21 protein-coding genes are annotated in these 14,789 nt (G+C 67.1%); 18 read left to right on the top strand and 3 right to left on the bottom strand.

Annotated features, from left to right (window positions below):
• Positions 1-6 precede the first annotated feature (6 nt).
• The 15 genes from AC07YZ_RS04025 to AC07YZ_RS03955 all read left to right on the top strand — a co-directional run bounded on the left by AC07YZ_RS04025 (position 7) and on the right by AC07YZ_RS03955 (position 8,993).
• Positions 7-1,548: a hypothetical protein gene (locus tag AC07YZ_RS04025; RefSeq protein WP_494793782.1), complete on the top strand. Its 1,542-nt coding sequence runs from the start codon at positions 7-9 to the stop codon at positions 1,546-1,548.
• Between the two features lie 11 nt (positions 1,549-1,559).
• Positions 1,560-2,708, top strand: a complete 1,149-nt coding sequence (locus AC07YZ_RS04020; RefSeq protein ID WP_494793781.1) for a hypothetical protein — start codon at positions 1,560-1,562, stop codon at positions 2,706-2,708.
• Positions 2,708-3,019 (top strand): hypothetical protein, encoded by a 312-nt coding sequence (locus tag AC07YZ_RS04015; RefSeq protein ID WP_494793780.1) that lies wholly within the window; start codon positions 2,708-2,710, stop codon positions 3,017-3,019. The genes AC07YZ_RS04020 and AC07YZ_RS04015 overlap by 1 nt, the downstream gene beginning before the upstream one ends.
• Positions 3,016-3,426: a hypothetical protein gene (locus tag AC07YZ_RS04010; protein ID WP_494793779.1), complete on the top strand. Its 411-nt coding sequence runs from the start codon at positions 3,016-3,018 to the stop codon at positions 3,424-3,426. The genes AC07YZ_RS04015 and AC07YZ_RS04010 overlap by 4 nt, the downstream gene beginning before the upstream one ends.
• Before the next feature lie 2 nt (positions 3,427-3,428).
• On the top strand, positions 3,429-5,252 hold the full coding sequence (locus tag AC07YZ_RS04005; RefSeq protein WP_494793778.1) for a hypothetical protein: 1,824 nt from the start codon (positions 3,429-3,431) through the stop codon (positions 5,250-5,252).
• A 19-nt stretch (positions 5,253-5,271) separates the two neighbouring features.
• A complete protein-coding gene (locus tag AC07YZ_RS04000) occupies positions 5,272-5,493 on the top strand; it encodes a hypothetical protein (RefSeq protein WP_494793777.1) in 222 nt (73 codons plus the stop codon).
• Between the two features lie 89 nt (positions 5,494-5,582).
• Positions 5,583-5,927 carry a hypothetical protein gene (locus AC07YZ_RS03995; protein ID WP_494793776.1) on the top strand — a complete coding sequence of 115 codons (345 nt, stop codon included), beginning with the start codon at positions 5,583-5,585 and terminating at the stop codon, positions 5,925-5,927.
• Entirely contained in the window at positions 5,924-6,247 is a 324-nt protein-coding gene (locus AC07YZ_RS03990; protein WP_494793775.1) for a hypothetical protein, read from the top strand. The genes AC07YZ_RS03995 and AC07YZ_RS03990 overlap by 4 nt, the downstream gene beginning before the upstream one ends.
• Positions 6,248-6,255: 8 nt before the next feature.
• Positions 6,256-6,798, top strand: a complete 543-nt coding sequence (locus AC07YZ_RS03985) for an N-acetylmuramoyl-L-alanine amidase (RefSeq protein ID WP_494793774.1) — start codon at positions 6,256-6,258, stop codon at positions 6,796-6,798.
• Positions 6,795-6,947, top strand: a complete 153-nt coding sequence (locus AC07YZ_RS03980; protein ID WP_494793773.1) for a hypothetical protein — start codon at positions 6,795-6,797, stop codon at positions 6,945-6,947. Before AC07YZ_RS03985 ends, AC07YZ_RS03980 begins: the two co-directional genes overlap by 4 nt.
• Positions 6,944-7,477 (top strand): hypothetical protein, encoded by a 534-nt coding sequence (locus AC07YZ_RS03975; RefSeq protein ID WP_494793772.1) that lies wholly within the window; start codon positions 6,944-6,946, stop codon positions 7,475-7,477. The genes AC07YZ_RS03980 and AC07YZ_RS03975 overlap by 4 nt, the downstream gene beginning before the upstream one ends.
• Positions 7,478-7,539: 62 nt before the next feature.
• Complete coding sequence (locus tag AC07YZ_RS03970) at positions 7,540-7,779, top strand: hypothetical protein (protein WP_494793771.1); 240 nt, start codon at positions 7,540-7,542, stop codon at positions 7,777-7,779.
• Positions 7,780-7,980: 201 nt separating this feature from the next.
• On the top strand, positions 7,981-8,301 hold the full coding sequence (locus tag AC07YZ_RS03965) for a hypothetical protein (protein WP_494793770.1): 321 nt from the start codon (positions 7,981-7,983) through the stop codon (positions 8,299-8,301).
• 88 nt (positions 8,302-8,389) lie between these two features.
• Positions 8,390-8,563, top strand: a complete 174-nt coding sequence (locus tag AC07YZ_RS03960) for a hypothetical protein (protein WP_494793769.1) — start codon at positions 8,390-8,392, stop codon at positions 8,561-8,563.
• Positions 8,556-8,993, top strand: coding sequence for a hypothetical protein (locus AC07YZ_RS03955; protein WP_494793768.1), 438 nt, complete (start codon positions 8,556-8,558; stop codon positions 8,991-8,993). The genes AC07YZ_RS03960 and AC07YZ_RS03955 overlap by 8 nt, the downstream gene beginning before the upstream one ends.
• 189 nt (positions 8,994-9,182) lie before the next feature.
• Here the strand turns inward: AC07YZ_RS03955 and AC07YZ_RS03950 are convergent, their stop codons facing one another.
• From AC07YZ_RS03950 to AC07YZ_RS03940, 3 genes are all read right to left on the bottom strand, one after another.
• Positions 9,183-9,446, bottom strand: coding sequence for a hypothetical protein (locus tag AC07YZ_RS03950; RefSeq protein WP_494793767.1), 264 nt, complete (start codon positions 9,444-9,446; stop codon positions 9,183-9,185).
• 301 nt (positions 9,447-9,747) lie between these two features.
• Positions 9,748-10,851 (bottom strand): oxidoreductase, encoded by a 1,104-nt coding sequence (locus tag AC07YZ_RS03945; protein ID WP_494793766.1) that lies wholly within the window; start codon positions 10,849-10,851, stop codon positions 9,748-9,750.
• A 41-nt stretch (positions 10,852-10,892) separates the two neighbouring features.
• Positions 10,893-11,879: an NADPH:quinone oxidoreductase family protein gene (locus tag AC07YZ_RS03940; RefSeq protein ID WP_494793765.1), complete on the bottom strand. Its 987-nt coding sequence runs from the start codon at positions 11,877-11,879 to the stop codon at positions 10,893-10,895.
• Positions 11,880-12,035: 156 nt separating this feature from the next.
• On the opposite strand from AC07YZ_RS03940, the gene surE reads away from it, so the two are divergent.
• The 3 genes from surE to AC07YZ_RS03925 all read left to right on the top strand — a co-directional run bounded on the left by surE (position 12,036) and on the right by AC07YZ_RS03925 (position 14,715).
• Positions 12,036-12,857, top strand: coding sequence for a 5'/3'-nucleotidase SurE (gene surE, locus AC07YZ_RS03935; protein ID WP_226492636.1), 822 nt, complete (start codon positions 12,036-12,038; stop codon positions 12,855-12,857).
• Positions 12,854-13,705: a protein-L-isoaspartate(D-aspartate) O-methyltransferase gene (locus AC07YZ_RS03930; RefSeq protein ID WP_494793764.1), complete on the top strand. Its 852-nt coding sequence runs from the start codon at positions 12,854-12,856 to the stop codon at positions 13,703-13,705. Before surE ends, AC07YZ_RS03930 begins: the two co-directional genes overlap by 4 nt.
• An 86-nt stretch (positions 13,706-13,791) precedes the next feature.
• Positions 13,792-14,715: a peptidoglycan DD-metalloendopeptidase family protein gene (locus tag AC07YZ_RS03925; protein WP_494793763.1), complete on the top strand. Its 924-nt coding sequence runs from the start codon at positions 13,792-13,794 to the stop codon at positions 14,713-14,715.
• The last annotated feature ends 74 nt before the right edge of the window (positions 14,716-14,789 follow it).

Below are 14,789 nucleotides of genomic sequence, written 5' to 3'. Positions count from 1 at the left end.
GCACACATGGCCTACACACTCCAACCTCGCTACTACTACAAGACCGAGAGCAGCTCGGTCGACTACGCCCTCGATCTCGATGGCGTGCTCGAAATCGGCTACCAGCCCGCCAGCGGCGGCGCCGCGGTCGCCATCAGCGTGGAGCCCACCTGGTACATCGACACCGTGCCGCCCGAGGGCCTGGCCCTGGTCACCAACGGCATCGCCTTCGACTGGGCGGGGCAGGCGCATTTCACGCGCGACGGCGCGCTGTTCCGTGGCTGGAACCCGACCACCGGCGCCGCCACATCGGCCGGCAGCGCGTCCACCGACGGTCGCATCAATTTCACCAGCGTGCCCGCAGGCGGTGCCAACGCCATCACTTGGCGCAACGCCGCACACGATGCGCGTGGCGCGCTCGATGTGTTCGGCGGCGTGTACCGGCTGGAGAGCGCGCCCATCAAGACCGGCAACTTTTTCCAGCAAGCGGCCGACCTCACGTCCTCGGCCGACGACGCTGGCGTGTTGACGGGCGATTTCACGGGCCAAGTGGACGCGCTGCGCGGCATCGTGGCATGGTCTGTGGCGGGCCTGGGCGCTGGTGCCGAAGCCGGCACCGCGGTGCGCGCCGACGAAATCACCTACAGCGCCGTGTTCCAGCAGTACGTTCCGAAGGATGAGGCGCTGCTTGGGATCAGCACCAAGCGCCTGCCCATCGACGGCAGGGTACCCGTGTACCACCCGGGCGGCCATGGCCTGGTGCACAACACGCTGCCCACGGCGCTACCCAACCCACTGGTCAAAGGCACGGTGTACAGCCTCGGACGCGAGCGCATCGCCGCTGTGGACGTGCGCACGCCGGCCGGCGTCAAGGTGCCGGGCGCGCTGTACCAGGTGGAATTCGATGCGGGCACCATCGTGTTCCCCGTCGAGTCCGACTTGACGGGCATCGATCAGCCGCTCACCGTGTTTCACCGCATCGAAGACGAGTTGGAGATCGCCATCGCCGACATTAGCGGACGGCTCGATTTCTCCACCGTCAGCGGCCTCACCCACGACTTTCCGGCCGACACATCCTTCGTCAGCAGCAAGCTGAGGAAAGGCGACCTATTCGCGCGGGCGCACAACTTTTTTGAGCAGACCACGTGGACGGGCGATTGGTCCGACAGTCTGATCGGCGATGCGCCCACGGCCCAGTTCAACCATGTGGACTTCCCGCCCGTGGTCACGAACCGCGGCGCGATCGAAGAACGCTGGGCACTGATCCGCACCGGTGCAACCACGGTCAACGTGGTCGGTGAACACGTCGGCCAGGTGTTGACGAACGTCAGCACCACGGCGCCGATCGAGCCGATGAACCCGAACACCGAAGCGCCGGGCGCCCCTTACTGGTCCATCGACCCCCTGGCCCATGGCGACGGCTGGTCGGTTGGCAACGTGCTGCGCTTCAACACCGCCGCGTGCACCACCCCATTCTGGGAAGCGATGGCCATCCTGCAAGGCCCGGCCACGGTTAGCAACGACCGCGCCATCGTGGCCTTCCGCTCCGATGTTGACAACCCCGCCTGAGCGACAGACCCATGACACTCCCCGTCTCACAACCCAGCTACTTCGACAGCAGCGAGACCGGCGCGCCCACGCTCAACAACGTGGTCAGCAGCGCGCTGGAGGTGATGCGCGCCTGCCTGGTCAACGGCTTCGGCGCCAAGACCGTCACCAGCATCGATGTCGCCAGCGGCGTTGCCACTGCCACCGCCGCCAGCCATGGCTACACCGCAACCTACGGCAAGCTGATCTTGATCGAAGGTGCCCCCGAGGCCCTGCTCAACGGCCGCCACCAGCCGCTGAGCGTGGCCACGAACACCTTCACCTTCGACGCCGCCGGCGTTGCCGATGGCACCTACACCGGCACCATCAGCGCCAAGCGCGCCCCCCTGGGTTGGACGGAGCCTTACACCGGCACCAACAAGGCCATCTTCGCGCGATCGGCGGTGGACGCCCTGGCCCAGATGCTGCGTGTGCTGGACGATGGGGCGGTGGCGTCCATCGTGCGAGTGCGGGGCGTCGTGTCAGCGTCTGACGTCGACACGACGACAGGCGATTTCCCCAGCGCGGCGCAGATCTCTGGCGGGGCTTACTGGCAGAAAGGTGCCAACTCGGCGACGGCAAAAAAGTGGTTCATCGCCGGTGACAGCCGGGCGTTTTTCTTCGGCACCCAGCTTGGCTCGAACGACAGTTTCGTTGTCTATTTTTTTGGTGATGGTGTGCCGTACTACGTGGGCGATGCCGGGTTCACGCTGCTGTCTGGCCAGACGAGCACCGGGTACACGACCACGCCGGCCTGGAGCCTTGCCACAGGCACATCCCAGGTGGGCAGCCCGGGGTCTGGGAATGCCATTTATGCCGCAAGCGGCGTGCTCCCTGGCGAGGTGGGGTCTCAGTACCAGTCGGTGGTGAATCCATCTGGCGGCACCAACATCTCTGGCTACAGTCTTTTCCAGAGCTCGGTTAACTACCCCAACCCGGTCATCCACCCGTTGCTTCACGTCCTGAGCCAAGGCCCGTGCATCCGGGGCCAATGGCCAGGTCTGGCCTACGTTTTTGCCAACGCCCCGTTCACGAACCTGCAGGTTGTTGATGCGGGCGCCGATAAATTCCTGGCGGTGTCGGTCGGCGCCAGCGGTACGAACGGGCAGATGGCCATCAAGCTCAGCGTGGGGTGGTACTGATGGCGGCCGTTGCATCGCCGATCGCGCGCAGCAGCGTCCACGAGACCGGCGTCTCTGGCCCGTACAGCACGTCCATCGGCGCCACCCGCCGAGACAGCGCCACCGGCCCTTTCCAGCGCGCCAGGGTGGTCCTGCACGTTCAGGCAAGCGACAGGCCTGTGCGCGAGTTGTGGAGCGATGCCGAGACGGGCGAGTATCAGTTTCAACACATCGCCGCCGGCACCTACTACGCCACCACCGTTGATCCGTTGGGCCTGAAAAACGGTGACATCGTGACCGACATCGTCGTGCCCACACCACCCGCGCCATGAGCCTCGCCCTACGCACCCGCCGCAACTGGCTGCTGGCCCTGCGCGCCGACATCGATGGCGGTGGCGGCGGTGCGCTGTGGCTGCTGGACGGCTCTATGGCGCCCAACCCCGAGACCGCCCCGGGCGCGTCCCCGGTTGCCATCATCACCCTGGCCACCGTGTCGTTTGAGATGCACGCCACAGACGCCCAGATGACCCTGGTGCCGGCCGTCGGCCACGCCGCCCGGGCCGGCCAGCCCACCTGGGCCAGGTATGTGGACGGCGATGGTGTTGCCGTGTACGACTGCCCCGCAGGCCCGCCGGGCAGTGGCGCCGAGATGATCGTCACGGACGGCCTGGATCCGCCAAGCGCGCAGATGTACACCGGCGGCGAAGTCACCGCCACCCACACCATCACGGCGCCCTGACCATGGCCGATCTGAACCTGGTCTTCAGCCGCGCGCGCTACGCCGGCGGGCCCATTGACCTGGTGTTCGGCGCCGAAGATGCGCCGTCAGAGCCCAACCCGGTCACGGCGCACGGCACCACGGTGTTCGGCTCTGTCGTGTTCGGCTCCGGCCTGGTGGACTACCAGAACCGGAATCCCCGCCGCGTCAGCACCCGCAGCACCCAGCGGCACCAGATCGCGCGCGCGGCCCTGAGCGCGCTCGACATGCCCACCCAGCAGGCCCTGCGCCGCCCGGGCGGCCACGACCAGCCCATGCAGCAGGCCCAGGCGCGCGAGATCGCGCCCGCCCAGCCCATGGGCCAGACCAACCAGGTGCGCGCCCACACCGACCAGGTGCACGAGCAGGCCGCCCGCATCGGCACGGCCCGCGCCCAGGTGCACCAGGTCACGCTGCGCGTGCGCACCCAGGCCGCCCAGGTGCACCAGATCGCCGACCACCTGCAGGCCCTGGCCAGCCAGCCCCACCAGATCGCCCGGCTCACCCACACCGGCGGCGCCCAGGTGCACCAGATCGCCGACCGCCTGCAGGCCCTGGCCCTGCAGCTGCACCAGCAAGCCCGCGCCGCCGGCCGCAGCTTTGACCAGCCGCTGGAGCAAGCGCGCAAACCGCCGCCAGGCAAAGAGATCTGGCCTCCACCACCGCCGGGCGGCGGCATCACTCCCCACGTGCCGGACCTCAACCTCGTGTTCGCCTGCCCGGCGTATGCGGGGGGGGCTATCAATTTGGTTTTTGGGCGGGTGTGTGGGGTGCCCGAAATCCCTCCGGCACTCATCGTCATCCCCATCCGGAGCACCTACATGACCCTCAACAGCATCCGCCTGCGCCGTGTGGCCGGCGACATTGAAGTCAACGCCTCCAGCGCAGACCTCTCCCTTGATCACAAGTCATGGACCTGGTCGTGGTCCGCCGGGCTTGAAAAATCGGCGCTGGCTTTGTTGGCTCCGGAAGTTGGCGAGCCGGTGGAAATGGAAATGACCATCAACGGTGTGCCCTACCGGTTGTATGCCGAAGAACCCGAGCGGCAGCGCAAGTTCCCGCGGACGCGAGTGGGTGCGGCCGGGCGCGGGCTGGCGTGCGAGCTGGATGGCGACGATGTGGTGCAGCAATACTTCAGCGCGGCGGCGGACCGCACCGCGCAGCAGCTGGCCAACGAGGCGTTGACAGTCAACGGTGTCGGCATTGGCTGGGACATTGAGTGGGGGCTGACCGACTGGCTGGTGCCCGGCGGCGTGTGGAGCCACATGGGCACGCACATCAGCGCCGTCAGCGCCATCGCAGCCGCGGCGGGCGGGTATGTGCAGCCGCACCCCACCGCGCGCACTCTGCGCGTGTTGCCCGGCTACCCGGCCGCGCCGTGGGACTGGGGCGACCTCACGCCAGACGTGGAGCTGCCCGCCGCCCCGGTCACGCTGGAAAACATCCGTTGGCACAAGCGCCCGGCCTACAACCGGGTATTCATCTCAGGCGAGGGCCGCAGCACGATCTGGGACGTGACCCGAGGCGGCACCGCCGGCCTCATCGAAGCGCCCATGGTTGTCGACCAGCTCGCGGTCCACGTTGATGCGTCCAGGCAGCGAGGCACTACGGTGCTTGGAGACACCGGTCTGCAGGCGCTCGTCACGCTCAGCCTGCCGGTGCTGCAGGAAACCGGGCTCATTTTGCCCGGCAAGCTGGTGCGCTATGTCGACGGCCCCACCACCCGCCTTGGGCTCGTGCGCAGCTGCGCGATCGAATGGCGCCGGCCCACGCTGCGCCAGCGCATCAATCTCGAAACCCACATCTGACCAGCCCAAAGGACCCGCCATGTCAAACGCCTTTGCCGACCTCATCGCCGTGCTGCCCCAGGAGCGCCGGCATGTGGGTGAGGTCATCGTCATCGAAAACGGCGTCGCCACCATTGAGTTGCCCGGAGGCGGCATCCTGCGCGCCCGCGGCACTGCCACCGTGGGCAACTTCGTGTTCGTGCGAGGCGGCCTTATTGAGGCCGTCACGCAGTCGTATTCCGTCGTTGCCATCGAAATCTGACCCCCTCAAAAAAAACAAGGACCCAGCGCATGCCAGAGCCCATCAGTCCAGCCGCTGCCACGCTTGCCGCGGCGCCGCCCGCTGTCGCGATGTTGACCGCTTGGGGCATCAATCTAGGCCTTAGGCCTGATGTGCTCGTGGCCGGGTTCGCGGGCGCGCTGGTCGCCATCGTGCTGCTGCACAGCGTGCCCAGCGAGGGCGACACCTGGCAGCACCTCGTGCGTGCCACCTCCCGCCGTATTGCCGTCGCCCTGGCGAGCAGTTTGACGGCGGGCTACACCACGCCGCTGGCACTGCTCATGGCCAACCTGCCCGACGCGTTGCTGCTTGGCGTCGCCTTCGCTGTGGGCGCGGGCGCGCAGTCCATCTTGCGCGGGGTTATCGACCGCATCAAGCCGCCACCGCGCGGCGCATCGGGAGGGCCCACCGCATGAGCGCCGCCCTGCAGATCCTGCACGCGCTGGCCGGCCTCGTCGTCGTCGCCGAAGCGCTCAACAAACTGGAGCGGACGGACATCCTGCTGCCCGGTCGCTCCGCACGGCAGTGCTGCGTGGACGCGCTCAAGGCCGTCGCCTGGATGTTGCTTTGCCTGGGTGCCGCCGGTTCGCTGGCTGCGCCCGTGTTGCTCGCCCTGGGTGTGCCGCCTGACGCTGGCGGAACGCTTGCCAGGCTGGAGCGCCCAACCCTCGCCGAAGTGCTGGTGTTGACCGGCTTCGCCACCCTTGTGATCCGAACCCGTGTCAAAGAAGGATGACCAGCACCATGATCAAAACTTACACATACACCGTCACCGCCGGCCACGGCGCAGCAGATCCCGGCGCCGTGGCCAAGACTGGCGAAACCGAAAACGCGCTCATGACCGAGCTGCGCGACATCGTGGCCGGCAAGCTGCGCGCCGCGGGCCACACCGTGCGTACAGACGGCGGCTGGCGCCAGAACCTGCCGCTGCCCTACGCCATGACCTTGGTGCCTGGCTCAGCCGCCGCCGTCGAGCTGCACACTAACGCCGCCACCAACCCCGCCGCCACCGGCGTGGAGGTGATCAGTCTGCCCGCACAGCGCGAGCTGGCCCGCACCATCGCGCGGCGAATTGCGCACGTGCTCGGCATCCCCGTGCGCGGCGCCGGTGGCTGGATCGACCAGAGCCAGAGTGCGCGCGGCCGGCTGGGCTTCGTGCGCGTGGGCGGGCTGGTGGTGGAGGTGTTTTTTCTCAGCAATCCCGACGAGCTCGCTACCTACCAGGCGCGAAAGTGGCCGGTGGCCAGCGCCATTGTGGCGGCGCTGACGGACGGAGGTGCAGCATGACGCCCCGTTGGGCCGTTGAGCCCGAGGAAGACCGGGGCCTCGTGGCCGCTGGCGCCAGGCTGTTCGTCAAAGCGCTGATCATCGCAGCCGGTGGCGGGTGCCTGGCCTTGCTGTGCCTGAGCGCATTGCTGTGGGCGGTGCTGCCATGATCGCCGGACTTCTCCGCGCCATCGCCGCCCTGGCCGGCATCGTGCCCGGCTGGATCTGGGCCGCCATCGTCGCCAGCGCTCTCGCCGCCAACTGCGCCACCAGCCTGCAGCGCGACAGCGCCCGCAACAAGCTGGCCCAGCTGCAGGCCAGCACCGCCCTGGCCGAGACCACCCGCGCCGAAGTCGCCCGCCTGGCCGAAGCCGGCCACCGAGCGCGCGAGCGCACCCACGCTCAAACCATCGCCACCACCACCCAGAAAGCCACCGATGAAAAACGCCGCCTTGCTGCTCTTGTTGCCGATCTGCGTGGCCAGCTGCGCAACCGCCCCCAGCGCCCCGCCGCCGGTGGTGGTGACGTGCCCAGCGGTGCCGACAGTCCATTGGGTTGCACCGGAGCCCAGCTTCACCGAGAGGACGCGGAATTTCTTGTCGGGGAATCTGAGCGCGCCGACGGACTCCGCATCCAGCTCGCCGAATGTCGCGCCCGGTACGACGCCGCGGTCACGCTGACTGCGCCACCGGCCGAATAGTTTCCGGTTTCGGCGGCTCACCGCGATTGAGAAAGAGCCACCACCCCATCAAAGGAGTTTTCATGAGCACAGTTCGCGCCAAATTCACCTGCAACACCAAGATCCCCAGCGGCGACCAGACCACGGTCTATCTGAACGCCGTCTACTCCAACAAAGACGGCTCGCGCGCCGAGGAAAACAAGGCGTTCAGCGATGCAACGCCGGCCGGCATGGTGCAGATCACCATCGCCAATGACAAGCCCGCTCTGCAGGCCTTCGAGGTGGGCAAGTCCTACTACCTGGACTTCACCCCCGCCGACTGAACACCCTCGCGGTTGTCTCCCGTGGGGTGGTGAATCAGCGCCCCACGTTCCAGCCCGCCGACCCTTCACTGGGTCGGCGGGCTTTTTCTTTTTCCGACGAGCGGTATTGATATGCACGTCATGACGTGCATAATAGAACCCATGGACAGGCGCACTGTCTACCGCCCCGGCGGCACCGGGAATCCTGATAGGAGCAACATCATGTTTTACGCAGCAGTCAACAGCCACGCCACCGAAACCAGCATCGGTTTCGCCAATACCTGGGGCGTGTTGGGCTTTGCAACCAAGGTCATGCGCGATGCCTATGTAGAGCGCGCCACCGATCTGGCCACCAAGGCCATCACATCAAAAGAAGTGCGCGACTACGACGCACGCCTTGGGCAAGTCTGCTACTACGACGCCACGGGCCGCCTGCACAGCCACATGGGGCATGGTGAATTCGCTGACGGTGGAGAGTCCATTGACCCGGTGACGGGAAAGCTTGTGGATAGCTGGAGATTCGAGGCTTTTAACGAGCGCTGATCGCACCCCATAGCCCTCTGACCCGAGGGCTATGGGGTGCGATCCGCACCACCGGCCGGGCGGTACCCGGCATCGAAGGAGATACACAGTGACCATCGTCCATCTGGCCCTTGCTGCAGACGGGGTTGTGCTGGCCCATTTCGCCCGGGCCGAAGACGCCGCCGCGTTTTGCTCGGCGCAGAGCTTGACCCACGTCCCCTACAACACCACCAACCGCGACCAGGCGCCAGCGCCACTGGTCGGGACCGTCTACCGTGCCTGACGAAACCATCGTCATCAAGGCCCCTGCCGGTACCAAAGCCCGCTGGGTGCGTCAATCCCAGCGGGCTGGCATGAAGCTGTCCGACTGGGTCATTCAAAACGTGGAGCGCCCCATGTCAGACACATCCCCCGCCGCCGCCGTGATCCCGGCAGACGTGCATTTCTCCGACCTCAAGCTGGCCCGCGATGCAGACGGGCAGGTGTCATTCGACTGGCGCCCAATCGAGCGCATCTGCTCCGCCAGTGGTCTGGACATTGCTGTTTTCCGGGACGGCCCAGAAGACAACCTCGCCGCGTTGCTCGCCTCCTGGTACCAAAGCCACCGTACAGCAGGCGGCGAGCGCGACCCGGTTTACGAAGACCTGATCGGCGAAGTGCAGGCCGAAGATGCAGCCGGGCAGCGGTACAGCCACGCACCAGGCCGAGCATGACACCCGATCAGTTCGCGGCCCTGTGCGAGCTGCTGAGCCTCAAGCCCGGACCGACGAACGACGCGGTGCGTTTACACCTCGTCGACGGCCTTAGCGTTCCCGAGGCTGCGCGCAAAGCCGGGGCGGACTATCGAGGCACTACTTACGCCGTCAAACGCGCTCAGGCCGGCTTGATGCTCGCTCGGCGGGTCACGGGGTAGCTTCCCCATCACCCTTGTCGATGTCGTCGGACGGGTCGAAGAAAGGCCGCTCGGAGCCCTTGAGGAAATCGCTGGACAAATCCCACTCGTCGCGCGACTCCGGCACCGACCGCATCTCGCGCGTGCCCGGCACACGCTCAGGGTCTACAAGCTGGGCCTTGGCGTCTTCCTCTGTGAGCACGTATCTGGTGCGGATGCGCTTCTGCCGCACCTCGTCCCAGTGCGAGTATTGCCACAGCTCAATCACCTTCATGGGGCCAGTGTATCCAGCCCGAAAAAAAAGCCCGACCATGGCAGGGCTTTGAGCTGACGCGGCGGGTGTTGGAGTGGCTGGAAGTCATGGGGACGAACATCCAGCAGACCGCATAGACGCTGCGTCCGAAACCCATCATAAATTCCCACGAGAACAGTCGCAGGCACCGCCAACGCTTGAAAGTTGCCCTAGCTTGTGATTCCTGTTGTCGTGGGTTCGAGCCCCATCAGCCACCCCAAAAAATTCAAGGCGCTACAGCTGCAATGGCTGTAGCGCCTTTTTCATGCTTCTCCATTCGGCGCTACGTGAGCGCCGCATCGGGCACGGGCAACTCGCGCCGCTCCGCCGCACTTTGAGTGCCCAGATCCAGCAGCCGCATCACGTCCAGCGCCTGGGTCGCGGGCACGGGGTTGGGGGCCAGGCCGCGCAAGGCATCGCGGATTCCGGCGTAAAAATCCGGATAGCGCCCCGGCGCCGTGGGCCAGTCCTGTTCCATCGGTGCGGCATCCGGTAGCGCGTCTGGCGCCAGCACGGCCAGCCGTCCCACCGCCGGATCGTGTCCCCACGCCTGTGGGTGCGCGGCGTCGGGCTTCTGCCCGGCTTTGAGCGCGTCTTCCTGGCGGTCCAGGCCCCACTTCACCCAGCTGCCTCGGGTGCCGTGGAGCGCGAAACGCGGGCCGGGCAGGGCGGACAGCGTACTGCCATGCAGATCGGCGCGCAAGCCACTGGCCCAGCGCAGGCGGGCATGGAACAGGTCGGTGGCCAGGGCGCCGTCGCGCGCGGTCACGAGGTCGGCGGCGATCGCCACCGGCCGCCCAAACAGCTGCATGGCCTGATCGAGCAGGTGAGGCCCCAGGTCCATCCACAGGCCCGCTCCCGGCCCGTCCGCATCGCGCCAGCGTGCCGGAACCTGGGGTCGGAAGCGGTCAAAGTGCATCTGGGCGTGGACCATGCGGCCCAGTTGGCCACTTTGGACCAGCGCTTGTGCGGTCAGCATGTCGCCGTCCCAGCGCCGGTTGTGGAACACGCTCAGCAGCAGGCCCCGCTGCCTGGCCTCGGCGATCAGCTCCTCGGCCTGGGCCGCGTTCAGGGTGAAGGGCTTGTCCACGACCACCGCGCGTCCGGCCTGCAACGCGGCCAGGGCCAGGGGGTGGTGGCTGTCGTTGGGGGTGGGGATGACCACGAGGTCGATGTCGTCGCGGGCCAGCATCGCGCGAGCATCCGGTTCGACCGGCATGCCCGGGCCCAGCGCCGCATGAACGGCCTCGGGTCGGTTGCTCACCACGGCCACGAGATCGAGCCCGGGCGTGCTCATGATCAACGGGCCATGGAACACCTGGCTGGAGCCGCCCCAGCCGATCAGGCCGACACGAATGGTTTTCTGGGTGAGCGCTGGTGGGTTCATGGCCCGTTTGTACACGCCTTGCGGCGTCCTGCGCGGGGTGTTCAGTTCACCAGCACCAGTTTTCCCTTCACCGAGCGCGAACCCATGATGGCATAGGCTCTGGGCAGTTCGCTCATGGGCAGGGTCTGGTCGATCACCGGTTTGACCTGGCCTTTGGCGTACATGCCGGCCAGGGTCATCATCATCTGGGCATTGGCCTGCGGTTCGCGGCGAGCGAAGTCGCCCCAGAACACGCCCACGATGCTCGCGCCCTTGAGCAGGGTCAGGTTCAGCGGCAGGCTGGGAATGGGGCCGCTGGCAAAGCCCACCACCAGGTAGCGCCCGCGCCAGGCGATGGAGCGGAACGCGGGTTCGGCGAAGTCACCACCCACCGGGTCGTAGATCACATCCGGCCCCTTGCCGTCGGTGAGGCGCTTGATCTCGTCGCGCAGGCCCGCCTGTGGCGTGTGCACGCTGTAGTTGATGGTGGCGTCGGCACCCAGCCGACGGCAGAGTTCGCACTTCTCGTCGTTGGACGCTGCGGCGATCACGCGCGCGCCAGCGGCCTTGGCGATCTGGATCGCGGCCGTGCCCACGCCGCCGGCCGCGCCGAGCACCAGCACGGTTTCGCCGGCCTTGAGCGCGGCGCGGTCCATGAGCGCGTGCCACGAGGTGGCGTAGATCATGATGAAGGCCGCCGCGTCCACCGGCGGAAACCCGGGCGGCAGCGGCATGCACAGCACAGCGGGGGCCAGGGTGTGGGTGCCAAAGCCGCCCGTGCCGCTCAGGCAGGCCACGCTCTGGCCCACCTGCAGGTGTTTCACGCCTTCGCCCACCGCGCGCACCACGCCCGCGTATTCCGAGCCGGGCACGAAGGGCAGGGCGGGCTTCATCTGGTACTTGTTCTGCACGATCAGCAGATCGGGGAAGTTCAGGCTGGCGGCCTGGATCTCGATCAGCACCTCACCCGCCTTGGGCTCGGGGGTGGGCAGTTCTTTCCAAGTGAGGGCTTCGACGCCCACAGGGTTCTCGCACAGCCAGGCTTGCATGGTCTCTCCTCGTTGGACAATGGTCATCGAACGATGATAGGCACCGCGCAGGCCGCGCCCCATCGGGTAAGCCCGCTTTGCTGTCGCTGTGGGGACCGCGGAAAACCACCGGGTATCCGCCGGTCATGGGCATGCAATCACCCTAGAATTGCTTCAATGAAAATCCTCATCTCCAACGACGATGGTTACCAGGCACCGGGTATCGTCGCGCTGTACGAAGCGCTCAAGGGGCTGGCCGAGGTGGAGGTGGTGGCACCCGAGCACAACAACAGCGCCAAGTCCAACGCCCTGACGCTGCATTCGCCGCTGTACGTGCACACGGCGGCCAACGGTTTTCGCTACATCAACGGCACGCCCGCCGACTGCGTGCACATCGCCCTGACCGGCCTGCTCGGCTACCGGCCCGACCTGGTGGTCTCGGGCATCAACAACGGCGCCAACATGGGCGACGACACCATCTACTCGGGCACGGTCGGCGCGGCCATGGAAGGCTACCTGTTCGGCATACCCGCGATCGCGTTCTCGCAGACCGAAAAGGGCTGGGCCCACCTGGACACGGCCGCCCAGAAGGCCGCCCAGCTGGTGGCCCAACTGCTGCCGTCGGTGGGCGAAGCGGCCCAGCGCGGCGAGCCCTGGCTGCTCAACGTGAACATCCCGAACCGGCCCGCGAACGAGATCCGGGGTTTCAAGGTGGCCCGGCTGGGTCGGCGCCATGCGGCCGAACAGGTGATTTCACAGACCAACCCGCGTGGCGACACCATGTACTGGATCGGCGGGGCCGGCCCCGCCAAGGACGACACCGAAGGCACCGATTTCCACGCCGCGGCCCAGGGCTACGCCACCATCACGCCGCTGCAGGTGGATCTGACGGACCACGACCGTTTGCCGTACTGGGCGCCCACGGCGGTGCACCTGTCGCAGCCGGCCGAGCAGGCCGTCCTGGCGGGTGAGGTCCCGCAGGCCGGAGCGTCGGCATGAAACGCCATCTGCCAGGCCCGGCCACGTCCGCCGGCCCGACGACGCCCAAGCCCCGTCCCGGCTTTCCGGCGCGGCTGGTGTCGTCGCCAGCGACCCTGGTAGCGAAAGTGCCACGTACCGTGGCGACATCCCCTGCGGCCAGTGCCCGATCCGCGGTCTCCTCCCGCTCGCCCGGCCCATCGCCACAGGCGCCCAGCGGCACCGGCATGGACTCCCAGGCCGTGCGGTGGGCGATGGTGCGCAAGCTCGAGGCCCAGGGGGTGAGCCACCCGGCGGTACTGGCCGCCATGCGCACGGTCGAGCGGCACCGGTTCGTGGACTCGGCGCTGGCCAATCAGGCCTATGAAGACACCAGTTTGCCTATTGGTCTGGGGCAAACCATATCCAAACCCAATGTAGTGGCTCGCATGAGCGAGCTGCTGTGCCAGGGGCGCAGCGAAAAGCTGGGCCGGGTGCTGGAAATCGGCACCGGTTGTGGTTACCAGGCCGCCGTGCTCAGCCATCTGGCGCGCGAGGTGTACAGCATCGAGCGGCTGCGGGGCCTGCACGACAAGGCGCGTGAGAACCTTCGGGGCATGCGCCTGTCCAATCTGCACCTTTTGTTTGGCGACGGCATGCTCGGGTACGCCAAAGGAGCGCCTTACGCGGCCATCATCGCCGCCGCAGGCGGGAACGACATCCCCGACGCCTGGATCGATCAGCTGGCGGTGGGCGGGCGCCTTGTGGCGCCGGCCGTCACCGGGTCGGGTCGCCAGAATCTGGTGGTGATTGACAAGACAGCCACCGGCGTGGTGCGCACAGTGCTGGAAGCCGTGCTGTTCGTGCCACTAAAATCGGGAGTCGCATGAAGTTCACTCTGCCAATCGCAGGGTTGACGTGTTTTTATCCGGGTCTGCCTCTCATGGCAGAACCCTTGCAACAGCTGGGAAATTGCATGAACAAGCGTTTGAAACCGGTGCTGGACCACGGTGCACAGGTGGTCCGTCCCGCGTGGCAAGGCGCCGCGGTGTTGACGGTGCTGGCGGCCCTGCTGGTGACGGCGGGTTGCTCTTCGCGTCGCGTGATGCAGCCCGCGCCGGTGGAGGACCGTTCCGGCGCCACGCGTCCGACGGACGTCAAGCCCCTGCCCGGGGCTGAAAACGCCGGCAAACCCGGTTATTTCACCGTTCGGCCAGGCGACACGCTGTACCGCATCGCACTGGAAAGTGGCCAGAGCTGGCGCGATGTCCAGGCCTGGAACAACCTGGCCAATCCGAACGTGCTGGAGGTTGGGCAGGTGTTGCGTGTGGCACCTCCCGTGGGAGCGGCTCCAACGACCGCCGCTCCGGGCGCGGTTGTCGCCACGCCTGGGGTGTCGTCCACCTCGCCCGTGACGCCCTCTGGCGTCGTTTCGCGCCCGCTGTCGCCTGCGGGCACGACGAACACCGCCACGCCGACGCCCACACCCACCCCATCCACTCCCGCCGCGCCCGAAACGCCGATGGGCGCCGACGAACTGAGTTTCGTCTGGCCCGCGCAGGGCACGGTCGTGGCCACCTTTGACGAGGCCAAGAACAAGGGCGTGTCGATCGCCGGGCGCATTGGCGACCCGGTGCTGGCCGCCGCCGACGGCCGCGTGGTGTATGCCGGTGCCGGCCTCAGGGGCTATGGCAACCTGATCATCCTCAAGCACAACAACACCTACCTCACCGCCTACGCACACAACCAGGCTTTGCTGGTGCGCGAAGACCAGTCGGTGCGCCAGGGTCAGAAGATCGCCGAGATGGGCAGCAGTGACACGGACCGCGTCAAGCTGCATTTCGAGGTGCGGCGCCAGGGCAAGCCGGTCGATCCGCTCAGCTTCCTGCCGAAGAGGTAACCCCCCCTGCGCCGCTGCGCGGCTTCCCCCCAGGGGGACCACACCTTTGGACCGGCGGAGCCGGATCCTCGGTG

The sequence above is a fragment of the Hydrogenophaga sp. GW101-3F08 genome (assembly GCF_059424585.1).
The sequence above is the reverse complement of the archived record's forward strand: the minus strand, read 5'-3'. Positions and strand labels throughout refer to the sequence as shown.

Coding starts and splice junctions, on each gene's coding strand:
- AC07YZ_RS04025 (WP_494793782.1), top strand. CDS start 7: ATGGCCTACACACTCCAACCTCGCTACTACTACAAGACCGAGAGCAGC.
- AC07YZ_RS04020 (WP_494793781.1), top strand. CDS start 1,560: ATGACACTCCCCGTCTCACAACCCAGCTACTTCGACAGCAGCGAGACC.
- AC07YZ_RS04015 (WP_494793780.1), top strand. CDS start 2,708: ATGGCGGCCGTTGCATCGCCGATCGCGCGCAGCAGCGTCCACGAGACC.
- AC07YZ_RS04010 (WP_494793779.1), top strand. CDS start 3,016: ATGAGCCTCGCCCTACGCACCCGCCGCAACTGGCTGCTGGCCCTGCGC.
- AC07YZ_RS04005 (WP_494793778.1), top strand. CDS start 3,429: ATGGCCGATCTGAACCTGGTCTTCAGCCGCGCGCGCTACGCCGGCGGG.
- AC07YZ_RS04000 (WP_494793777.1), top strand. CDS start 5,272: ATGTCAAACGCCTTTGCCGACCTCATCGCCGTGCTGCCCCAGGAGCGC.
- AC07YZ_RS03995 (WP_494793776.1), top strand. CDS start 5,583: ATGTTGACCGCTTGGGGCATCAATCTAGGCCTTAGGCCTGATGTGCTC.
- AC07YZ_RS03990 (WP_494793775.1), top strand. CDS start 5,924: ATGAGCGCCGCCCTGCAGATCCTGCACGCGCTGGCCGGCCTCGTCGTC.
- AC07YZ_RS03985 (WP_494793774.1), top strand. CDS start 6,256: ATGATCAAAACTTACACATACACCGTCACCGCCGGCCACGGCGCAGCA.
- AC07YZ_RS03980 (WP_494793773.1), top strand. CDS start 6,795: ATGACGCCCCGTTGGGCCGTTGAGCCCGAGGAAGACCGGGGCCTCGTG.
- AC07YZ_RS03975 (WP_494793772.1), top strand. CDS start 6,944: ATGATCGCCGGACTTCTCCGCGCCATCGCCGCCCTGGCCGGCATCGTG.
- AC07YZ_RS03970 (WP_494793771.1), top strand. CDS start 7,540: ATGAGCACAGTTCGCGCCAAATTCACCTGCAACACCAAGATCCCCAGC.
- AC07YZ_RS03965 (WP_494793770.1), top strand. CDS start 7,981: ATGTTTTACGCAGCAGTCAACAGCCACGCCACCGAAACCAGCATCGGT.
- AC07YZ_RS03950 (WP_494793767.1), bottom strand. CDS start 9,446: ATGAAGGTGATTGAGCTGTGGCAATACTCGCACTGGGACGAGGTGCGG.
- AC07YZ_RS03945 (WP_494793766.1), bottom strand. CDS start 10,851: ATGAACCCACCAGCGCTCACCCAGAAAACCATTCGTGTCGGCCTGATC.
- AC07YZ_RS03940 (WP_494793765.1), bottom strand. CDS start 11,879: ATGCAAGCCTGGCTGTGCGAGAACCCTGTGGGCGTCGAAGCCCTCACT.
- surE (WP_226492636.1), top strand. CDS start 12,036: ATGAAAATCCTCATCTCCAACGACGATGGTTACCAGGCACCGGGTATC.
- AC07YZ_RS03930 (WP_494793764.1), top strand. CDS start 12,854: ATGAAACGCCATCTGCCAGGCCCGGCCACGTCCGCCGGCCCGACGACG.
- AC07YZ_RS03925 (WP_494793763.1), top strand. CDS start 13,792: ATGAACAAGCGTTTGAAACCGGTGCTGGACCACGGTGCACAGGTGGTC.